Here is a 16446-nt window from a genome sequence, read left to right on the forward strand (position 1 = left end):
CTCAGTTCAGGCGAACGATCCAGCCTTCGGCCACGCCTTGCGGATTGATGCCAGTGCCCGCGATCGCGCGGCCGTCCGGAGAGATCGCATTGGCGCGCTGCAATGTCCAGCCGGAAAGCGTCAGGCGGCGTTCGTCAGTCAAAGCCTGTGCAAGTGTGCGCAGGCCGCGCGCCTGGTCCCAGATCACCGCCGATTCGACGCCGCCGCGCGTCCATCCGCCCACCAGCACCGCGCCACTCGCCGAAAGCGCGCGGACATTCATGGCCGTGACATCAGAAGGCGCGCCTGTGATGGCGGTCACTCCACTTGCTACGGTCCAGCGAAACATGCGCGCTGCGCCCGTACTGCCAATCGACACACCGGCAGCGACCCCGCCATCGGCCGACAGGGCACTGACGGAGGCGAAGGTGTCGCCCGTTGCAAGATGCCCGAGCGTCACCGGCGGCTGGCCGAAGGGCCACAGCATCGCGCCCCTGAGCACCGGGCTTCCCGCGCCGCCAATCACCTGGCCGTCACTGGAAATGGCAGAGGCAGTGCTGGCCGCGCTCAGGCCGCCGCCAAACTGCCCCAGGCTGACAGGACCCGTTGCCTCGGTCCATCTGAACGCGGTGTTGTTGGTGCCCAGGCAGGTGCCGACGACAACTTGTCCGTCGCCAGACACCGCCGTGCCGTTGCAAAGCACGGTGGAAGGCAAGGGCGCGACGCGCTGCATGCCGCCAGTTGCAGTCCACCGGAAAGCGGTGAGCGACGAGGTCGGCATGGCGCTGGTGTCTGCGCTGCCAACAACCACGGAACCGTCACTGGACATATCGGCGCCGGTGCTTCGCGTGCCGCCGGGCAGGAAGCCGAGCGCTGTGAATCCCGCGCCGACCGTCCATCGAAAGGCCTGCTCGCGTCCGGTTGCATCCTTGGCCGTTCCAGCAACTGCAAGGCCATCGGCCGAGATCGCGGTGGCCTCACTCGTCACATGCCCCGCAGGCGCGCCCAGCGGCAGGAAGCTCGCGGTGGGCGCATCAGGCCGCGCCGGCTCGTCGCCCGCGCTGCCCCCGCCGCCGCAACCCGACATGAAGCCGATTGAAACAAGTGCTGCCGAAAGCAACACAAGTGATACGGCACGACGGCGCGGGCCACGGGTGCGGGAGTGTGCGATGTTCATGCTTTCACTCTGCGCGCCCTGCCGCTGCCTCGCATTGATCTTCGTCAAGCGTGGGCAGCTCGCGCATGCCTAGAGTGCGTAGGTGGAAACTTCAACACATCACCATCTGCGCCTGCGCCGGATGGGCATCGACACCTACCAGGAGCCGGTGCTCTACATGCGCAAGGACTGCCCTGTGTGCGTGTCCGAGGGCTTCGAGGCGCAATCGCGGGTCGAGCTGACGCTGGGCACTCGCACCATCGTCGCAACCCTGAACGTCGTGGACGGCGACTACCTCACCAACGGCGAGACCGGGCTATCTGAAGCCGCGTGGCGAATGCTGGGCGCAAAGGACGGTGACGAAGCCATTGCGCGTCACCCTCGCCCCCTGGAGTCGCTGGGTCATGTACGGGCCAAGGTGTACGGCAAGCGATTGAGCGGCTCGGCTTTTGACGCCGTCATCGAGGACGTGGCCGCAGGCCGCTACTCGGACCTGCAGCTTGCCGCTTTCGTCACCGCGTGCGCGGGCGACGGCCTGGACACCGAAGAGACGATCGCGCTGACCCGCTCGATGGTCAAGGCCGGCGACCGCATGCAATGGGGCGACGGCAGCATCATGGACAAGCACTGCGTGGGCGGCCTGCCCGGCAACCGCACCAGCATGATCATCGTGCCCATCGTCGCCGCGTGCGGCCTGCGCATGCCAAAGACTTCGTCGCGCGCGATCACCTCGCCCGCAGGCACCGCCGACACCATGGAGACGATTGCGCCGGTCGAACTCGACACCACCCAGATACGGCGTGTGGTCGACACCACCGGCGGCTGCGTCGTGTGGGGCGGGGCCGTGCGCCTGAGTCCTGCCGATGATGTGCTGATACGGGTGGAGCGTCCGCTCGACCTCGACAGCCAGGGCCAGCTGGTCGCCTCCATCCTTTCCAAGAAGGCGGCCGCGGGCGCGACCCATGTGCTGATCGACATGCCCGTGGGGCCCACCGCCAAGATTCGCAGCCAGAAAGCTGCGCGCGACCTGACCGAACAACTGCGCGTGGTGGGCGAAGCCCTGGGACTGCGGGTCGAGGTCATGCAGACCGACGGCCTGATGCCGGTGGGTCGCGGCATAGGTCCGGCGCTCGAAGCACACGACGTGCTCGCCGTGCTGGAGCAGACGCCCGGGTTCCCGCAGGACCTGGCCGAGCGCAGCCTGCAGCTGGCGGCGCGCTTGCTCGAGATCGGCGGCGCTGCCGCGCCTGGCATGGGCATGCAGCTGGCTGGCCCCGTGCTGGCTGACGGCCGTGCGTGGCGCAAGTTCCAGGAAATCTGCGAGGCGCAGGGCGGCATGCGCGAGCCACCGGTCGCACCCTTCACGCGCGAGATCGTGGCGGGCCGCAGCGGCTCGGTCGTGTCGATGCACAACCGCCGTCTTGCACGCATCGCCAAGCTCGCAGGCGCACCCAAGTCGCCCAGCGCAGGCATCTACCTGCATGTGCGGGCCGGTGAATTCGTGGAACGCGGCCAGCCGCTCTACACGCTGCACGCCGCATCGCCGGGCGCCCTCGCCTACGCCGCCGAATACGCGCAGTCGCAAGCCGATGCGGTGTTCGTGATCGAGGACGAGCCATGCTGATCGTCGCCCTGCCCGGTGGCATCCGGCTGGCGGCGGCGCTGTCGGGCCTGCTCGGCTGTGAATGCAGCCCGCTGGCGGTTCACACATTTCCCGATGGGGAAACCTCCGTGCGCATCGACGCGCCCGTCGCGGGCCGCCGCGTGGTCTTTGCGGGCAGCCTGCACCACCCCGATGCCAGAACGCTGCCCCTGCTGTTTGCCGCCGATGCTGCGCGCGAACTCGGAGCCACATCGACAGGCCTGGTTGCGCCCTACCTGGCCTACATGCGGCAGGACGCGCGGTTCAGGCCCGGCGAGGCCATCACATCGCGAACCTATGCGCGCATGCTGAGCCAGTCGCTGGACTTGCTCATCACCGTCGATCCGCACCTGCACCGCTGGCACGCGCTGGGCGAGATCTATTCGATTCCCACGCAGGCCGTTGCGGCAGCGCCCGCGATCGCGGCCTGGCTGGTGGAGCATGTTCGCCACCCGCTCATCGTCGGTCCCGATGCAGAAAGTGAGCAGTGGGTATCTGAGGTCGCCCGGCTTGCCGGCGCTCCCTGGACGGTGCTGTCCAAGAAGCGCCATGGCGACCGCGATGTTTCGGTGTACGCACTCGACCAGGCGGCAGTGGAAAGCGGCGCGTGGCACGGACACACGCCCGTTTTGCTGGACGATATCGTGTCGTCGGGTGAGACGCTGGTGGCGGCCAGCGCCGCGTTGCAGCATGCCGGGCTCGGCGCGACCATTTGCATCGCGGTGCATGCGCTGTTCGCCACAGGTGCGCTCGAGCGCATGCGCGGCGCCGGCATCGCACGCATCGTGTCGTGCGACACGATTGAACATGAAACCAATGCCATCGAACTCGCGCCCCTGTTGGCCGATGCATTGACCCAGGCGCTGGCAAGCCCCTGAATCCTCAGCGCCCCTGCCGGTCGACCGGGATGTAGAGCGAAAACCCGGCCCGGGCCACCAAGAGTGCCACCACCGGTGCATTGCCCAGCGCCTTGAGCGCCGCATCGAATTCGGCATGGCTGGAAACCGGCGTGCCGTTGACGGCCATGATGCGATCTCCCTGCTCGATGCCCGCGACCAGGCTGGAACCCGAGGCGCTGTCCACATAGACGCCGGCCGGCATCTTTGCGGTGGTGCTGATCGGCGCCAGACGCAGGCCCAGCTGGACCTCAGGCGGCGCCGTGCGTTGGCCGGCCATGGACAGGTTCGAGGCCGCCGGGACCTCGGGGCGCACGACAACGCCAAATGTCGACTTGCCGCGCCGCACCTCCAGTGCAAGCTGCGAATGCGGGGCCGCCTGCGCGATGACGTCTCCGATATCCATCGCACCAGCAGCGCCGTTCGCGGTGAGGATGTCACCGATGCGAAGGCCCGCTCGCTCGGCCGGACCTTTGGGGCTGACCTGGGTGACCAGCACCCCGCGCAGGTCGCGAAGGTCGCTCATGCCAAAGGCAGTGGCCAGGTCGCGCGTGACCGGCTGCGTGAGGACGCCTATCGTGCTGCGCGAAGCGACGCCGTTGGTGCGCAGTTCCTGCGCGATGCGCAACACCCGGTCGATCGGCAAGGCGAATGAGACACCCATGTAGATGCCGCTGTTGGAATAGACCATCGAGTTCATCCCGATGACCCGACCCTGGTCGTTGAACAGCGGTCCGCCCGAGCTGCCGGGATTGAGGGCCGCGTCGGTCTGGATCAGCGGCATGCCGCCCCCACCCGGCAGGAACCGGGGATTGGCGCTGACCACACCCACGGTGAGGGTCTGGTCGAAGCCGAACGGGGCGCCGATGGCGGCCACCCAATCGCCGGGGCATGCGGGTCGCGCCAGCTCCACCGGTGCGGCTGGCATGTCGCCGCCGGTGACCTGCAGCAGGGCCACGTCCGATCGCCTGTCGTATCCCATCACACGTGTGGGCAGGCGGCGGCCATCGGCGGCCACCACCCAGACCTCGCGCGCGTCGTGGACCACATGGGCATTGGTGAGCACTGCGCCGTCGGCGCTGATCGCAAAGCCCGAGGCGGTGGTGCGGTCCAGCGCAACCGCGTCCGATTCCCGGCCTGGCAATGGCAGGCCCGCCAGCGCCTGGAAGAATTCGGGGCCTGTGTCTTCGTCGAGCAATGAACGGCGGGGCCGCACCACGATCACGCTGACGACCGAGCCCGATTGGGCGGCGGCTGCTCGCGCGAACGAAGACGATGTACTGGTGGGCGGGGCCTGCTGGCACTCAGGGGCAGGTGCCGCCGCGCCGTGAACCGCAAACGCAAGCAGTGCACATGCCAGGCCCAGCCGCAACTTCATGCGGCCGTGGCCACCGCGTCCCGGGGACCGACGCCGATGGGTGCCGGTGCGGCCATCACGATTCGGGTGAACAGGCGTTCGTACACCGGGTCGCGCACGCCGCCGGCCAGCGGATCGAGCGACGTGAGGAAGGCCTTGTCCATGGCAGCCCACTCGGCCTCGGAGAGCGCCTGCTCTGCGGCAGGCAGCAGTTCGCGCTCTTCGGTGCGCATGTGGTCCAGGTAGAACGCAACATACTCGTTGGCCGCTTCGCAAAAGGCGTCCCGCCGTGTTTCGCCGAGCAGCTCCCAGGCCAGCAGCAGATGCTGGAGCGCACGCGCCCTGCCTTCGCCGCTCATGTGGTCCGACTCCAGGCGCCGTATCACCGGCATGAGGTGCGGAACCGCCCGTGCCAGGGCCGGGAACAGCAGGTCCGACTCCTTGGGGTGGTGGCGTTTTTCGGGGAACTCGTCGATGTAGAACAGCATGGCACGCACGACATCGAAGAACTGGTCGGGAGATTCGCCCGGCCCTTGCCGGATCATCATCGTCATCGAGCGCAGCATGGCAGCGAGCGCGGCATGTTCATCACGGATCACACGAAGGGTGGGTCGGGTCATGGCTTGGGTCTCTTGAAAAAATTCAGTGCACTCTCAGTTCGAACGCGCGCGTCATCGCCGGCACGTCCACGATGCGGATGTGGCGCTTGTCCACTTCGAGCAGGCCCTGCTGCTGGAAAGCAGAAAACGTGCGGCTCACGGTTTCGAGCTTCATGCCCAGGTAGCTGCCGATCTCCTGGCGTGACATGCGCAGGTGGAACTCGGTTGGCGAGTAGCCGCGCGCCTTCAGGCGTTGCGAGAGGTTCAGCAGGAAAGCGGCAAGGCGCTCTTCGGCGTTCATGCTGCCCAGCAGCAGCATCAGGCTGTGTTCGCGCACGATTTCGCGGCTCATGAGGCGGCTCACGATGTGCTGCAGGTTGCTGGATGTGGCGGCCAGTTCATTCAAGTGCGAATACGGAATCGCGCAGACTTCGGCGTCTTCCAGTGCCACGGCCGTGCTGGCGTGCTTGCCGTGCGCCACGCCGTCCAGGCCCATCAGTTCACCAGCCATGTGAAAGCCGCTGACCTGGTCGCGGCCATCGGCCAGCACCAGGCTGGACTTGAAGGTGCCCATTCGCACCGCATAGATGAAGTGGAAGGCCTCGCCCTCGTGGTAAATCGCCTGGCCGGCTGCGATGCGGCGGCGCGCGAACTTCAGGCCGTCAAGGCGCTCGATGTCGTTGCCGGCCAGTCCGCAGGGCAGGCAGATCTCGCGCAGGTGGCAGCTGGAGCACGAAGTCTTCAGCGGTGCAACCGGCGAAGTCTCGACCGGGGCCGTGGTGGCGGTCTTGGTCGCGGCCTTGGGGGCAGTCGTCGCAGGCACGAGCCGGAAAACGCGTTCACGCGGCATCGAGGCAGTAGCGGACATGGTGATTCCTCCTGGGGTTTTTATTCGCGGTGACGCGGCGCGGCGGCGATGGCGCCGGCGAGCTGGTCGAACTGGGTGGACTTGTCGAGAAAGACGTGAGCGCCTTCCGCGAGATAGCGCTTGCGGTAAGCGTCTTCGGCGTTGTTGCTGAAGACGATGAACTCGGGCAACGACCCGGCGCCAGCGGCACCAGCTGCTTCGCGCACGCCGCGCAGCACGTCGATGCCGGTGCCGCCTTCGAGCTGCACATCGAGCACCACCACGTCGGGACGCGACGCGCGAATGCCGTCGATGCAGGCGCGCGGCGTGGAGCCTTGCCCGACGATCGTCATGGCAGGCGCGGCGAGCATCGCTGCGACGCGGGTGCGTATCAGCGCTGAATCGTCAGCAAGAAAAACCTTGAGGGATGAATCGGTGCGGGCCATGACTCGAATGTCGCTTTTCGAGCGGCTGCGCACCATCGGCGGGCACTGAGACCAGGGATCGGCGGTTTCCGGTTCGCAGCTTCCGTCACACCGAGGGCGGCTAGGAATATTCCTAGGACACTGGCCTGACTGCCTTAAACGCTCTCTTCGTCGAGACCGTGGCGCATGCAATAGCGCACCAGGTCGGCCTGGTTGTCCAGACCCATCTTCTGCATCATGTTCGACTTGTGCGTGCTCACCGTCTTGACCGAAAGTTTCAGCCGGGCGGCGATGTCGGTGACCGAGGCTCCCGCGACCAGCAGGCTCATCACCTCGAATTCACGGTCGGAGAGCGCTTCGTGCGGCGCAGCAGACGCACCGCCGGGCATTGCGCCCAGGGCGAGCTGCTGCGCGACTTCGGCGGTGACGAAGGCGCCGCCACCCGCGATCTTGCGAATCGCATCGACCAGTTGGGCCGGCGCGCTTTCCTTGGTGAGATAGCCACTTGCGCCCGACTTGATCGCGCGCACGGCGTACTGCAGTTCCTGGTGCATGCTCAGCACGAGGATGCGCAGCTTGGGCCGCGTGGCCTTCACCAGCTTGATCAACTCCATGCCGCTGCGACCGGGCATCGACAGATCGAGCACCAGCACGTCGAACTCGTGTTCGCGCACGACTTCCATCACGCGGTTGCCGTCGGCCGCTTCATCAACGACTTCCAGGTCGGTGGCCTCCGAGACGATGCGCTTCAAGCCCTCGCGAACGATCGCGTGGTCATCGGCAATGACGATCCGGGTCAAGCTCTGTCTCCTTCGATGCGGACCGGAATGTGTGCCTCGACCCGCGTTCCGCCGCCGGGGCTGCTGGAGACAGTCACGGTGCCGCGCAGCAGTTGCGCGCGCTCGCGCACGCCCACGAGCCCGAGCGAGTTCTGCTGCCGGGGCCGGGTGGGATCGAAACCTACCCCGTCGTCCTCGACGCACAGGGTCACTTCATCGTCCGAGCTTTCGACCGCCACATGTGCGCGCGTTGCGCGGGCATGCTTTGCAACATTGGCGAGCGACTCCTGGACGATGCGAAAGATGGCGGTGGCATAGGGCTCGCGAAACTCGATGGCCTCGTCCATCACCAGGTCGCATGGCACGCCGGTGCGCCGGGTGAAGTTCTGCACCACCCACTCGATGGCCGGCGCAAGACCGAGGTCGTCGAGCATCAGCGGGCGCAGGTCCGCAGCGATGCGTCTTGTGGCGGCGACGGTTGCGTCGAGCATGACGAGCATCTGGGAAAGCTTGGCCGAGCCTTCGTCGGTTGCGGGCAGGTTGTCGCGCAACCAGATCGTGTCCATCTTGAGCGCCGTGAGCGACTGGGCCAGTTCGTCATGCAATTCGCGTGCGACGCGGGTTTTTTCCTGCTCGCGGATGGCGCTGGCCTCGGCGGCAAAGGATGCGAGGTCTTCCTGCGCCCGTACGCGCTCGGTGACGTCGCGCATGATGACCGTGTAGAGCTTGCCCTCGGGGGTGTCGAGCTGCGAGATCGCGGCATCCACCGGGAACTCCTGGCCGTTGGCGCGCAGCGCATACACAACGGCGCTGCCACCCATGCGCCGGGATGTCGTGCCGGTCGCACCGAACCGCCTGACGTGGTTCGCATGTCCGCCCTGGAAGCGTTGCGGAATCAGTTTGGTCAGCGGCTGCCCCAGCACCTGGTCCCCGGACCAGCCGAAGATCTTCTCGGCGGCGCGGTTGTACAGCACGATGCTCTGCGCCTCGTCGACAGTGACGATGGCGTCCATGGCGGAATCGAGCAGGCCCGCCAGCCTGGCGGCTGAGTTCTCGGTCGACAGCTTGTTCGGCATGGCCGCACTGTACTAGAGCCCGATGACGGGCTCCGGACATATCCCTAATCGGCGGGGCGCGACTCCTGCCTGCCCAGCACCGCCGTGAGGGTGCTCGCCACCACGCAGATGGCCCAGAAAACGAAAAAGCCCCCGGCGTAGACGGCCTGGCGCGACCACCCTGGCGATCGCCCCATCCATTGCACCTCGGCCGGGTCCACCATGGCGAACACCACCAGTTCCAGCAGGCAGGCCGCGATGAAGGCAGGCCACACCACCTGCATCAGGCGCTCGCTCCAGCGTATCTTGGACATGCCGTTCGCCCCTTTAAGGAGCGCTCCCAGGAGCGCTCCCGGCCGGCACGGTCGCGGCATGGTTGCGGCCCTGCAAGGCAGGCGCCAGCGCCGGCTGCACGGTCTTGATGCGGGTGTCGGCCCGCTTGAAATAGTCTCCGGTGAGCACCGGGTCCGGATTGTTGACTGCAATGAACGCAGTCACGAAGCCGGCCACCACGACGATGGCAGGTCCTGCGATCACCAGCCAGACATGACCGAATTTCCACCAGGGCGGCGCGGTCGCAGGCTGGGTCTGTGAGTTGGTTTTCATCGGGTGTCCCCTGTTTTTAGCGCGGCACAAGAAATACGGACTTCTCGCTCACATGGGCATCGCCCGAAGCGGTCGCGACATCGAAATGAATCGGATGGGAGCCCGGCGTCGCCGATCCGTACGGAATCTGCAGCCGCACGGCCAGCCAGCGCGACTCTGCAGGGCCGACCTCGACCTGTGCCTCGGACGCCACGACCAGCCCCTGCAGCCCGCTGACCTTCACGACATATCGCTGCGGCTCTTCGGTGGCATTCATCACCTGCAGCCGGTACACGTTCTCCAGCTTGCCCCCGGCGACGATGCGCGACAGCATGCCCCGGTCGCGGATCACATCGACCTTCAATGGCGTGCGCGTGGCCAGGCTGGCCAGCAATGCAAAACAAAGGGCAAGCAGGATTGCGCCATAGGCCAGCACACGCGGGCGCAAGGTCCGGCGCACCAGGTCCTTGCCCTCCAGGCCCAGGGCCAGCGCGTTCTGCGTGGTGAACCGGATGAGCCCGCGCGGATAGTTCATCTTGTCCATCACGCCGTTGCAGACATCGACGCAGCCCGCGCAGCCGATGCACTCGTACTGCAGGCCCTCCCGGATGTCGATGCCTGTCGGACACACATGAACACACAGGTTGCAGTCGACGCAGGCACCGAGCGCGAGCGTGGACAGCTCAGCCTTGCGCGAGCGTGCACCGCGCGGCTCGCCACGCTCTGCGTCGTAGCTCACGATGAGCGTGTCCTTGTCGAACATCGCGCTCTGGAAGCGGGCGTAGGGACACATGTACTTGCACACCTGCTCGCGCAGGAAACCGGCGTTGCCGTAAGTGGCAAAGCCGTAGAAAAAGACCCAGAACACTTCCCACGAACCCATGCGGGTCTGCAGAAACTCCATGCCCAGTTCACGGATCGGCGTGAAGTAGCCCACGAAGGTGAAGCCCGTCCACATCGCAAGCGCAATCCACAGCACATGCTTGAACCACTTCTTGACGAGCTTCTCTAGGGACATGGGCGATGCGTCCAGGCGCATGCGCGCGGCGCGCTCGCCTTCGACCTTGCGCTCTATCCACAGGAACATCTCGGTGTAGACGGTCTGGGGGCAGGCAAAGCCGCACCACAGGCGTCCGGCCAGCGCGGTGAACAGGAACAGCGCCAGTGCACTGACGACCAGCAGGCCGGTGAGATAGATGAAGTCCTGCGGGTACAGCACGAACCCGAAGATGTAGAAGCGCCGCGCCGCCAGGTCGAACAGCACCGACTGGCGCTGTCCCCATTCGATCCACGGCATGCCGTAGAACACCAACTGGGTGAGCCACACCATGGCCCAGCGCCAGCGGGCGTACTTGCCCGTCACCTGGCGCGGATAGATCTTTTTCTGCGCTTCGTAGAGGGATTCGCTGCCCGACTCCGCAGCGATGATCGGTATGACTTTCACAATATTATGGTTTTACCACCGCCGTATTGACCGCACGGTTGGACAGGCCCCAGATGTAGGAGCCCAGGACGTGGATCTGCGCTTCGGTCAGCTTGCCGTTTTGCGAAGGCATCGCGTTGGTCTTGCCGCTGTTGACGATGTTGATGATGGCCTGCTCGCCCCAGCCGTGCAGCCAGATGTCGTCGGCCAGGTTCGGCGCGCCGACCGCCGTGTTGCCCTTGCCGTCAACGCCGTGGCAGGCAGCGCAGGCGGTGAACTTCGACTTGCCCAGTTGCGCGCGCAGCGAGTCGTGCGGGCTGCCCGACAGCGACAGCACGTAGTTGGCGACGTTCTTCACATCGTCGGGCGTGCCGACTGCTGCGGCCATGGGGGGCATGACGCCCACGCGGCCCGCCGTGATCGTCTCGACGATCTTTTGCGGCGATCCGCCGTGCATCCAGTCGGCATCGGTCAGGTTGGGAAAGCCCTTGCTGCCGCGTGCGTCGGAGCCGTGGCACTGCGCGCAGTTGTTCATGAACAGGCGCTCGCCGATGGCCATCGCGCTGGCGTCGCCTGCCAGCGCCTCTGCCGGTTTTGCGCTGTACTGCGCATAGAGCGGCCCCAGCTCCTTGTTGGCCTGCGCCATCTCTTCGCTGTGCTCGCCACGGGTGCTCCACTGCAGTTGCCCTTCGTAGCTGCCCAGGCCCGGATAGGCCACCAGGTACATCAGCGAAAAGACAATCGAGATCACGAACAGCCACATCCACCAGCGTGGCATGGGGTTGTTCATTTCACGCAGGTCGCCGTCCCAGACGTGGCCGGTGGTGTTGTCGGCCGAAGACTCGACCTTCTTGCGCGCCGTGACCCACAGCAGCAGCAGGCACGCCGCGATGCTGATCAGCGTGAAGGCCGCTACATAGATCGACCAGAAACTGTTGTTGAAATCGCTCATTTGCGTGATCCCTCAGTCCTGCTCGAACGGAATGCGTGCGGCTTCATCGAAGCCGCCCTTGTTACGGCGGGCATAAGCCCACCAGACGATGCCGAGAAACGTTGCAAGCGAGACCAGCGTGGCCGCGATGCGCATGGTGGTGATGTCCATTGTTGTTGCTCCTCGGGGTTCACTTGAGCGCCAGGCCCATGGCCTGCAGGTACGCGATGAGTGCTTCCATTTCGGTCTTGTCTTTCACTGCCTTTTCGGCAGCGCCGATCTCGGCGTCGGTGTACGGCACGCCGGCCACACGCAGTGCCTTCATGTGGGCCGGCATGGCGGCTGCATCGACGACAGCCTTTTCCAGCCAGGGGTACGCGGGCATGTTCGATTCAGGCACCACGTCGCGCGGGTTGACCAGGTGGATGCGATGCCAGTCGTCGCTGTACTTGCCGCCCACGCGGTGCAGGTCGGGACCGGTGCGCTTGCTGCCCCACTGGAACGGGTGGTCATAGATGAACTCACCGGCTACCGAGTAGTGGCCGTAGCGCAGCGTCTCGGCGCGAAACGGCCGGATCATCTGCGAGTGGCAGTTGTAGCAGCCCTCGCGCACATAGATGTCACGTCCCGCCAGTTGCAGCGCGGTGTAGGGCTTGACCCCTGCGATCGGCTGCGTGGTCGACTTCTGGAAGAACAGGGGCACGATCTCGATCAGGCCGCCTACGGCCACGACCAGAAGGATCAGCACGATCATCAGGAAGTTGTTGGTCTCGATCTTCTCGTGCGAGAAGCCGGCAGTCTTGGTGTTGTCGCTCATGATTTTTTATTACCTTGTCATGCCGCTGCAGGAACAGCCACCGGCACGCGCGCCGCACGTCCCTGGGTTGCCGTCATCCAGGTGTTCCAGGCCATGATCAGCATGCCGCCGAGGTACAGCACACCGCCCAGGAAGCGCACCACATAGAAGGGGTACGTGGCCTTCACCGATTCGACGAAGGTGTAGGTGAGCGAGCCGTCTGCGTTGACCGCGCGCCACATCAGGCCCTGCATCACACCGGCGATCCACATGGCGGCGATGTACAGCACGATGCCGATCGTCGCCATCCAGAAGTGCAGCTCGATGGCAGGCACCGAATGCATCTTCTTCTGGCCGAACAGGCGGGGAATCAGGTAGTAGAGCGAGCCCATCGAGATCAGGCCCACCCAGCCGAGCGCGCCGGAGTGCACATGGCCCACGGTCCAGTCGGTGTAGTGCGACAGGGCGTTGACGGTCTTGATCGACATCATCGGACCTTCGAACGTGCTCATGCCGTAGAACGAAAGCGACACGATCAGAAAGCGCAGGATCGGGTCGTCACGCAGCTTGTGCCATGCGCCCGAGAGCGTCATCACGCCGTTGATCATGCCGCCCCAGCTGGGCGCGAGCAGGATCAGCGAGAACACCATGCCGATGGACTGCGTCCAGTCGGGCAGCGCGGTGTAGTGCAGGTGGTGCGGACCCGCCCACATGTAGGTGAAGATCAGCGCCCAGAAGTGAACGATGGACAGGCGGTAGCTGTAGACCGGCCGCTCGGCCTGCTTGGGGATGAAGTAATACATCATGCCCAGGAAGCCTGCGGTGAGAAAGAAGCCGACCGCGTTGTGGCCGTACCACCACTGGATCATCGCGTCTTGTACACCGGCGAATGCCGAGTACGACTTCATCCAGCCCGCAGGAATCGCGGCGCTGTTGACGATGTGCAGGATGGCGACGGCCAGGATGAAGGAGCCGTAGAACCAGTTGGCCACGTAGATGTGGCGCACCTTGCGGATACCGATGGTGCCGAAGAACACGATGGCATACGCAATCCACGACACGGCGATCAACAGGTCGATCGGCCATTCGAGTTCCGCGTATTCCTTGCCTTGCGTGTAACCCAGCGGCAGGCTGATCGCTGCGGCGACGATCACCAGCTGCCATGACCAGAAGTGGAACTGCGCCAGCTTGCCCAGAAAGAGCGGCACGTGGCAGGTGCGCTGCACGACGTAGTAGCTGGTGCCAAAGAGCGCGCAGCCGCCAAAGGCGAAGATCACGGCGTTGGTATGCAGGGGACGAAGCCGCCCGTAACTGAGCCAGGAAATGCCGAAGTTGAGTTCGGGCCAGGCCAGTTGCGCCGCAATCAGCAGCCCCACCAGCATGCCAACCACGCCCCAGACAACGGCCATGATGGAGAACTGTCGCACCACCGTGTCGTCGTAGATCGCTGGCTGCGCAGGGTTTTCAGTCATGGTTACACCTTTTTGTTCGATGCTCCCAGTGTCCCGCGCGCGACCTCGTGGTCACTTGATGAATATCAATCGGACTTGAGAATGCGCTCGCCTTCTGCCTCGACTGACTCAAACTGACCACGCCAGACAGCCCACGCCAGCGCTCCCAGGATCAACAGGCCCAGCCCGACGGAAAGGGGAATGAGAAGAAAGAGGATGTCCATGTGCTGCGCTTTCAGTCTTTGTTCACGCTCAGTCCCGATTGACGCTCAGGCGGGCGGAATTGGCCACCACGAGCAGCGAACTCGCCGCCATGCCCAACCCTGCGAGCCACGGCGGCATCGCGCCAATCACTGCAAGGGGCACGCAGACGGCGTTGTAGATGGCGGCCCACGCGAGGTTCTGTCGGACCACGCGACGCGTGCGACGTGCAAGACGCAGCAATTGAGGAATCGCCGTCAGCTGGCCGCCAGGAACCGTGAAGTCGGCGCGGGCCTGCGCAAGCGGTGCGCCCTGCCCCATCGCCACCGATGCGTCGGCGCGCGCCAGCACCGGCCCATCGTTCACACCGTCGCCCACCATCAACACGCGATGGCCGAGCACCTGCTCATGGGCGACATGATCGAGCTTGGCCTCGGGCGAACAGCCACCGATGGCAGTTGCCAGGCCAGCCCGCTGGGCGATGCGGTGCACCGCAGTTTCGTTGTCGCCCGATAGCAGTTGCAGCCGCAGGGAGCTTCCGCGCAGCGCGCCCAGCGCAGAGGCGCTGTCGCTGCGCAGCACCTCTTCCAGCTCGAAGGTCGCCAGCCAGCCGTTGTCATCGGCCATGTGGACCTGGGTCGCAGACGCGGCGTTTTGAATGCCGATCACGCCGCAAAACACCGCTGAGCCCAGGCGCAACGACTTCGCGCCTTGCGCTTCCTGCAGTTGCGCCAGCACGCCACTGCCGGCGATTTCATGGCAGCCGCGCAGGTGGTAGGTCACAGCGTGGACCTCGCCTGGGGCCTTTGCGGCGCTTGCTATTGCCCGCGACGCCGGATGCAGGGAGTGGCTTGCCAGCGCGCCGGCAAGCGCCATCACGCGAGCGCGGTCTGCGCCGGGGCGCAAGTGCACAGCCGAGACGGTGAGGTCTTCGTGCGTGAGCGTGCCGGTCTTGTCGAACACCACCGTGTCGATGGCCGCGCATGCGTCGAGCGCCTGCAGCCGCCGCACCAGGATGCCGCGTCGTGCCAGCGAACCTGCAGCGGCCAGCGTTGCTGCAGGCGTTGCCAGCGAGAGCGCGCAGGGGCAGGTCACCACCAGCACGGCAATCGCAACGCTGATCGCGTGGCGCGGATCGGTGGGCCACCAGTACATCGCAGCCGCTGCTGCCGCTGCAATCACCGCAATGATGAAAGGACCGGCAATGCGATCGGCAGCCTGCGCCAGCAGCGGCTTGTCGAGCGCCGCCTGTTCCATCAGGGCCACGATGCCTGCATAGCGCGTCTTCGAGCCGGTCTGCTCCACCCGCATCGTGATCACGCCGGTGACGTTGTGGGTTCCGGCGATGACGGCATCGCCCTTGCGCCGCGAAACGGGATTGGATTCTCCGGTGAGGAGCGCCTCGTCGAGGTCGCTCACGCCTTCGGTCACGACGCCGTCAGCAGGAACCGTCTCGCCGGGCAGGAGGCGCACGATGTCCCCGGGCTGGAGCCGGTTCGCCGGCACATGCTCGAAAGACCCATCGGCCGCCTGGCGCAGCACCGCCCTGGGCAGGCGGCGCATCAGCGCTTCGAGCGAGCCCGCCGTGCGGTCGCGCAGGCGCTGCTCCAGCAGGCGGCCCGACAACAGGAAGAAGACAAACATCGTGACCGAGTCGTACCAGACTTCGCCCCCGAGCGGACCCTTGGCGTCGAAGGTGGCTGCGCTGCTCGCGGCAAAGGCGATGGCGATGCCGAGCGCGACCGGCACATCCATGCCCACCCGGAGCCGGCTGAGGTCCTTGAAGGCCGCGCGAAAGAACGGCCACGCCGAAAACACGATCACCGGTAGCGTGAGGACCCAGGATGCCCATGCCAGCAGCGCGATGATGTCGGGCGTGATCTCGCCGGGTGCAGCCGTATAGGACGGCGTGGCATACATCATCACCTGCATCATGCAAAAACCCGCCACCAGCCAGCGCCACAGCAGCAGCCTGCGCTCCTGCACGCGTGGCAGGGCCGTGAGCAGGTCGCCCGCCGGCGTGGCGCCGTAACCTGCCCGCTGCAAGGCGTTCAACCACTGGGACGGAACGCTTGCCTGCGGCGACCACTGCAAGCGGGCCGCATGCGTGGCGCCATTGACGTGCACGCGCTCCACGCCGGGCAGAACGCGCAGGGCGTCTTCCACGTCGAGCGCGCAGGCGGCGCAATGCATGCCCTCGATTGCCAGGAACGATTCGAGCCAGCCTTCGCGGCCGGGGACGGCGCGGCTGAACGACTCCCACTCGCGCGGGTCGTCCAGGGCGATGGAGGCCGGATTCATGCCTGCGAGCCTAACGCGCGCGC

Annotated in this window: 18 protein-coding genes; 2 read left to right on the forward strand and 16 right to left on the reverse strand. The window is 65.7% G+C overall.

The genetic code is table 11. The features are described 5' to 3' along the window. Position 1 precedes the first annotated feature (1 nt). Positions 2 to 1156, reverse strand: coding sequence for a PEP-CTERM sorting domain-containing protein (locus AQ12_RS08050; protein WP_152682723.1), 1155 nt, complete (start codon positions 1154 to 1156; stop codon positions 2 to 4). 82 nt (positions 1157 to 1238) lie between these two features. Between AQ12_RS08050 and AQ12_RS08055 the strand changes: the two genes are divergently transcribed. Beyond that, a complete protein-coding gene (locus AQ12_RS08055) occupies positions 1239 to 2759 on the forward strand; it encodes a thymidine phosphorylase family protein (RefSeq protein WP_048439361.1) in 1521 nt (506 codons plus the stop codon). Further along, positions 2753 to 3655 (forward strand): ribose-phosphate diphosphokinase, encoded by a 903-nt coding sequence (locus AQ12_RS08060; protein WP_048439362.1) that lies wholly within the window; start codon positions 2753 to 2755, stop codon positions 3653 to 3655. Before AQ12_RS08055 ends, AQ12_RS08060 begins: the two co-directional genes overlap by 7 nt. 4 nt (positions 3656 to 3659) lie before the next feature. Here the strand turns inward: AQ12_RS08060 and AQ12_RS08065 are convergent, their stop codons facing one another. The 15 genes from AQ12_RS08065 to AQ12_RS08135 all read right to left on the reverse strand — a co-directional run bounded on the left by AQ12_RS08065 (position 3660) and on the right by AQ12_RS08135 (position 16423). Further along, entirely contained in the window at positions 3660 to 5051 is a 1392-nt protein-coding gene (locus AQ12_RS08065) for a trypsin-like peptidase domain-containing protein (RefSeq protein WP_048439363.1), read from the reverse strand. Next, positions 5048 to 5650: a hemerythrin domain-containing protein gene (locus tag AQ12_RS08070; protein WP_048439364.1), complete on the reverse strand. Its 603-nt coding sequence runs from the start codon at positions 5648 to 5650 to the stop codon at positions 5048 to 5050. The genes AQ12_RS08065 and AQ12_RS08070 overlap by 4 nt, the downstream gene beginning before the upstream one ends. Positions 5651 to 5672: 22 nt before the next feature. Next, a complete protein-coding gene (locus AQ12_RS08075; protein WP_238587681.1) occupies positions 5673 to 6497 on the reverse strand; it encodes a helix-turn-helix domain-containing protein in 825 nt (274 codons plus the stop codon). A 20-nt stretch (positions 6498 to 6517) separates the two neighbouring features. Continuing rightward, a complete protein-coding gene (locus tag AQ12_RS08080; RefSeq protein ID WP_048439424.1) occupies positions 6518 to 6922 on the reverse strand; it encodes a response regulator transcription factor in 405 nt (134 codons plus the stop codon). Positions 6923 to 7056: 134 nt separating this feature from the next. Beyond that, positions 7057 to 7701: a response regulator transcription factor gene (locus AQ12_RS08085; protein ID WP_048439365.1), complete on the reverse strand. Its 645-nt coding sequence runs from the start codon at positions 7699 to 7701 to the stop codon at positions 7057 to 7059. Then, a complete protein-coding gene (locus AQ12_RS08090; RefSeq protein WP_048439366.1) occupies positions 7698 to 8756 on the reverse strand; it encodes a PAS domain-containing sensor histidine kinase in 1059 nt (352 codons plus the stop codon). Before AQ12_RS08090 ends, AQ12_RS08085 begins: the two co-directional genes overlap by 4 nt. A 44-nt stretch (positions 8757 to 8800) precedes the next feature. Next, positions 8801 to 9049 (reverse strand): hypothetical protein, encoded by a 249-nt coding sequence (locus AQ12_RS08095; RefSeq protein ID WP_048439367.1) that lies wholly within the window; start codon positions 9047 to 9049, stop codon positions 8801 to 8803. Between the two features lie 13 nt (positions 9050 to 9062). Further along, positions 9063 to 9341, reverse strand: a complete 279-nt coding sequence (locus tag AQ12_RS08100; protein WP_048439368.1) for a FixH family protein — start codon at positions 9339 to 9341, stop codon at positions 9063 to 9065. Between the two features lie 16 nt (positions 9342 to 9357). Then, positions 9358 to 10764, reverse strand: a complete 1407-nt coding sequence (gene ccoG, locus AQ12_RS08105) for a cytochrome c oxidase accessory protein CcoG (RefSeq protein WP_369799000.1) — start codon at positions 10762 to 10764, stop codon at positions 9358 to 9360. Between the two features lie 4 nt (positions 10765 to 10768). Then, positions 10769 to 11695: a cytochrome-c oxidase, cbb3-type subunit III gene (gene ccoP, locus AQ12_RS08110; protein WP_048439370.1), complete on the reverse strand. Its 927-nt coding sequence runs from the start codon at positions 11693 to 11695 to the stop codon at positions 10769 to 10771. 12 nt (positions 11696 to 11707) lie between these two features. Then, positions 11708 to 11845 carry a CcoQ/FixQ family Cbb3-type cytochrome c oxidase assembly chaperone gene (locus tag AQ12_RS08115; RefSeq protein WP_048439371.1) on the reverse strand — a complete coding sequence of 46 codons (138 nt, stop codon included), beginning with the start codon at positions 11843 to 11845 and terminating at the stop codon, positions 11708 to 11710. Positions 11846 to 11864: 19 nt separating this feature from the next. Continuing rightward, complete coding sequence (gene ccoO / locus AQ12_RS08120) at positions 11865 to 12491, reverse strand: cytochrome-c oxidase, cbb3-type subunit II (RefSeq protein ID WP_048439372.1); 627 nt, start codon at positions 12489 to 12491, stop codon at positions 11865 to 11867. Positions 12492 to 12508: 17 nt separating this feature from the next. Then, positions 12509 to 13942 carry a cytochrome-c oxidase, cbb3-type subunit I gene (ccoN, locus tag AQ12_RS08125; RefSeq protein WP_048439373.1) on the reverse strand — a complete coding sequence of 478 codons (1434 nt, stop codon included), beginning with the start codon at positions 13940 to 13942 and terminating at the stop codon, positions 12509 to 12511. A gap of 65 nt (positions 13943 to 14007) precedes the next feature. Further along, positions 14008 to 14145, reverse strand: a complete 138-nt coding sequence (ccoS, locus tag AQ12_RS08130; protein WP_048439374.1) for a cbb3-type cytochrome oxidase assembly protein CcoS — start codon at positions 14143 to 14145, stop codon at positions 14008 to 14010. A 28-nt stretch (positions 14146 to 14173) separates the two neighbouring features. Continuing rightward, positions 14174 to 16423, reverse strand: coding sequence for a cation-translocating P-type ATPase (locus AQ12_RS08135; RefSeq protein ID WP_048439375.1), 2250 nt, complete (start codon positions 16421 to 16423; stop codon positions 14174 to 14176). Positions 16424 to 16446: the final 23 nt, after the last annotated feature.

Origin of the sequence: Caenimonas sp. SL110, assembly GCF_001044395.1 — a bacterium.
In the GTDB taxonomy this organism is placed as follows: domain Bacteria; phylum Pseudomonadota; class Gammaproteobacteria; order Burkholderiales; family Burkholderiaceae_C; genus Ramlibacter.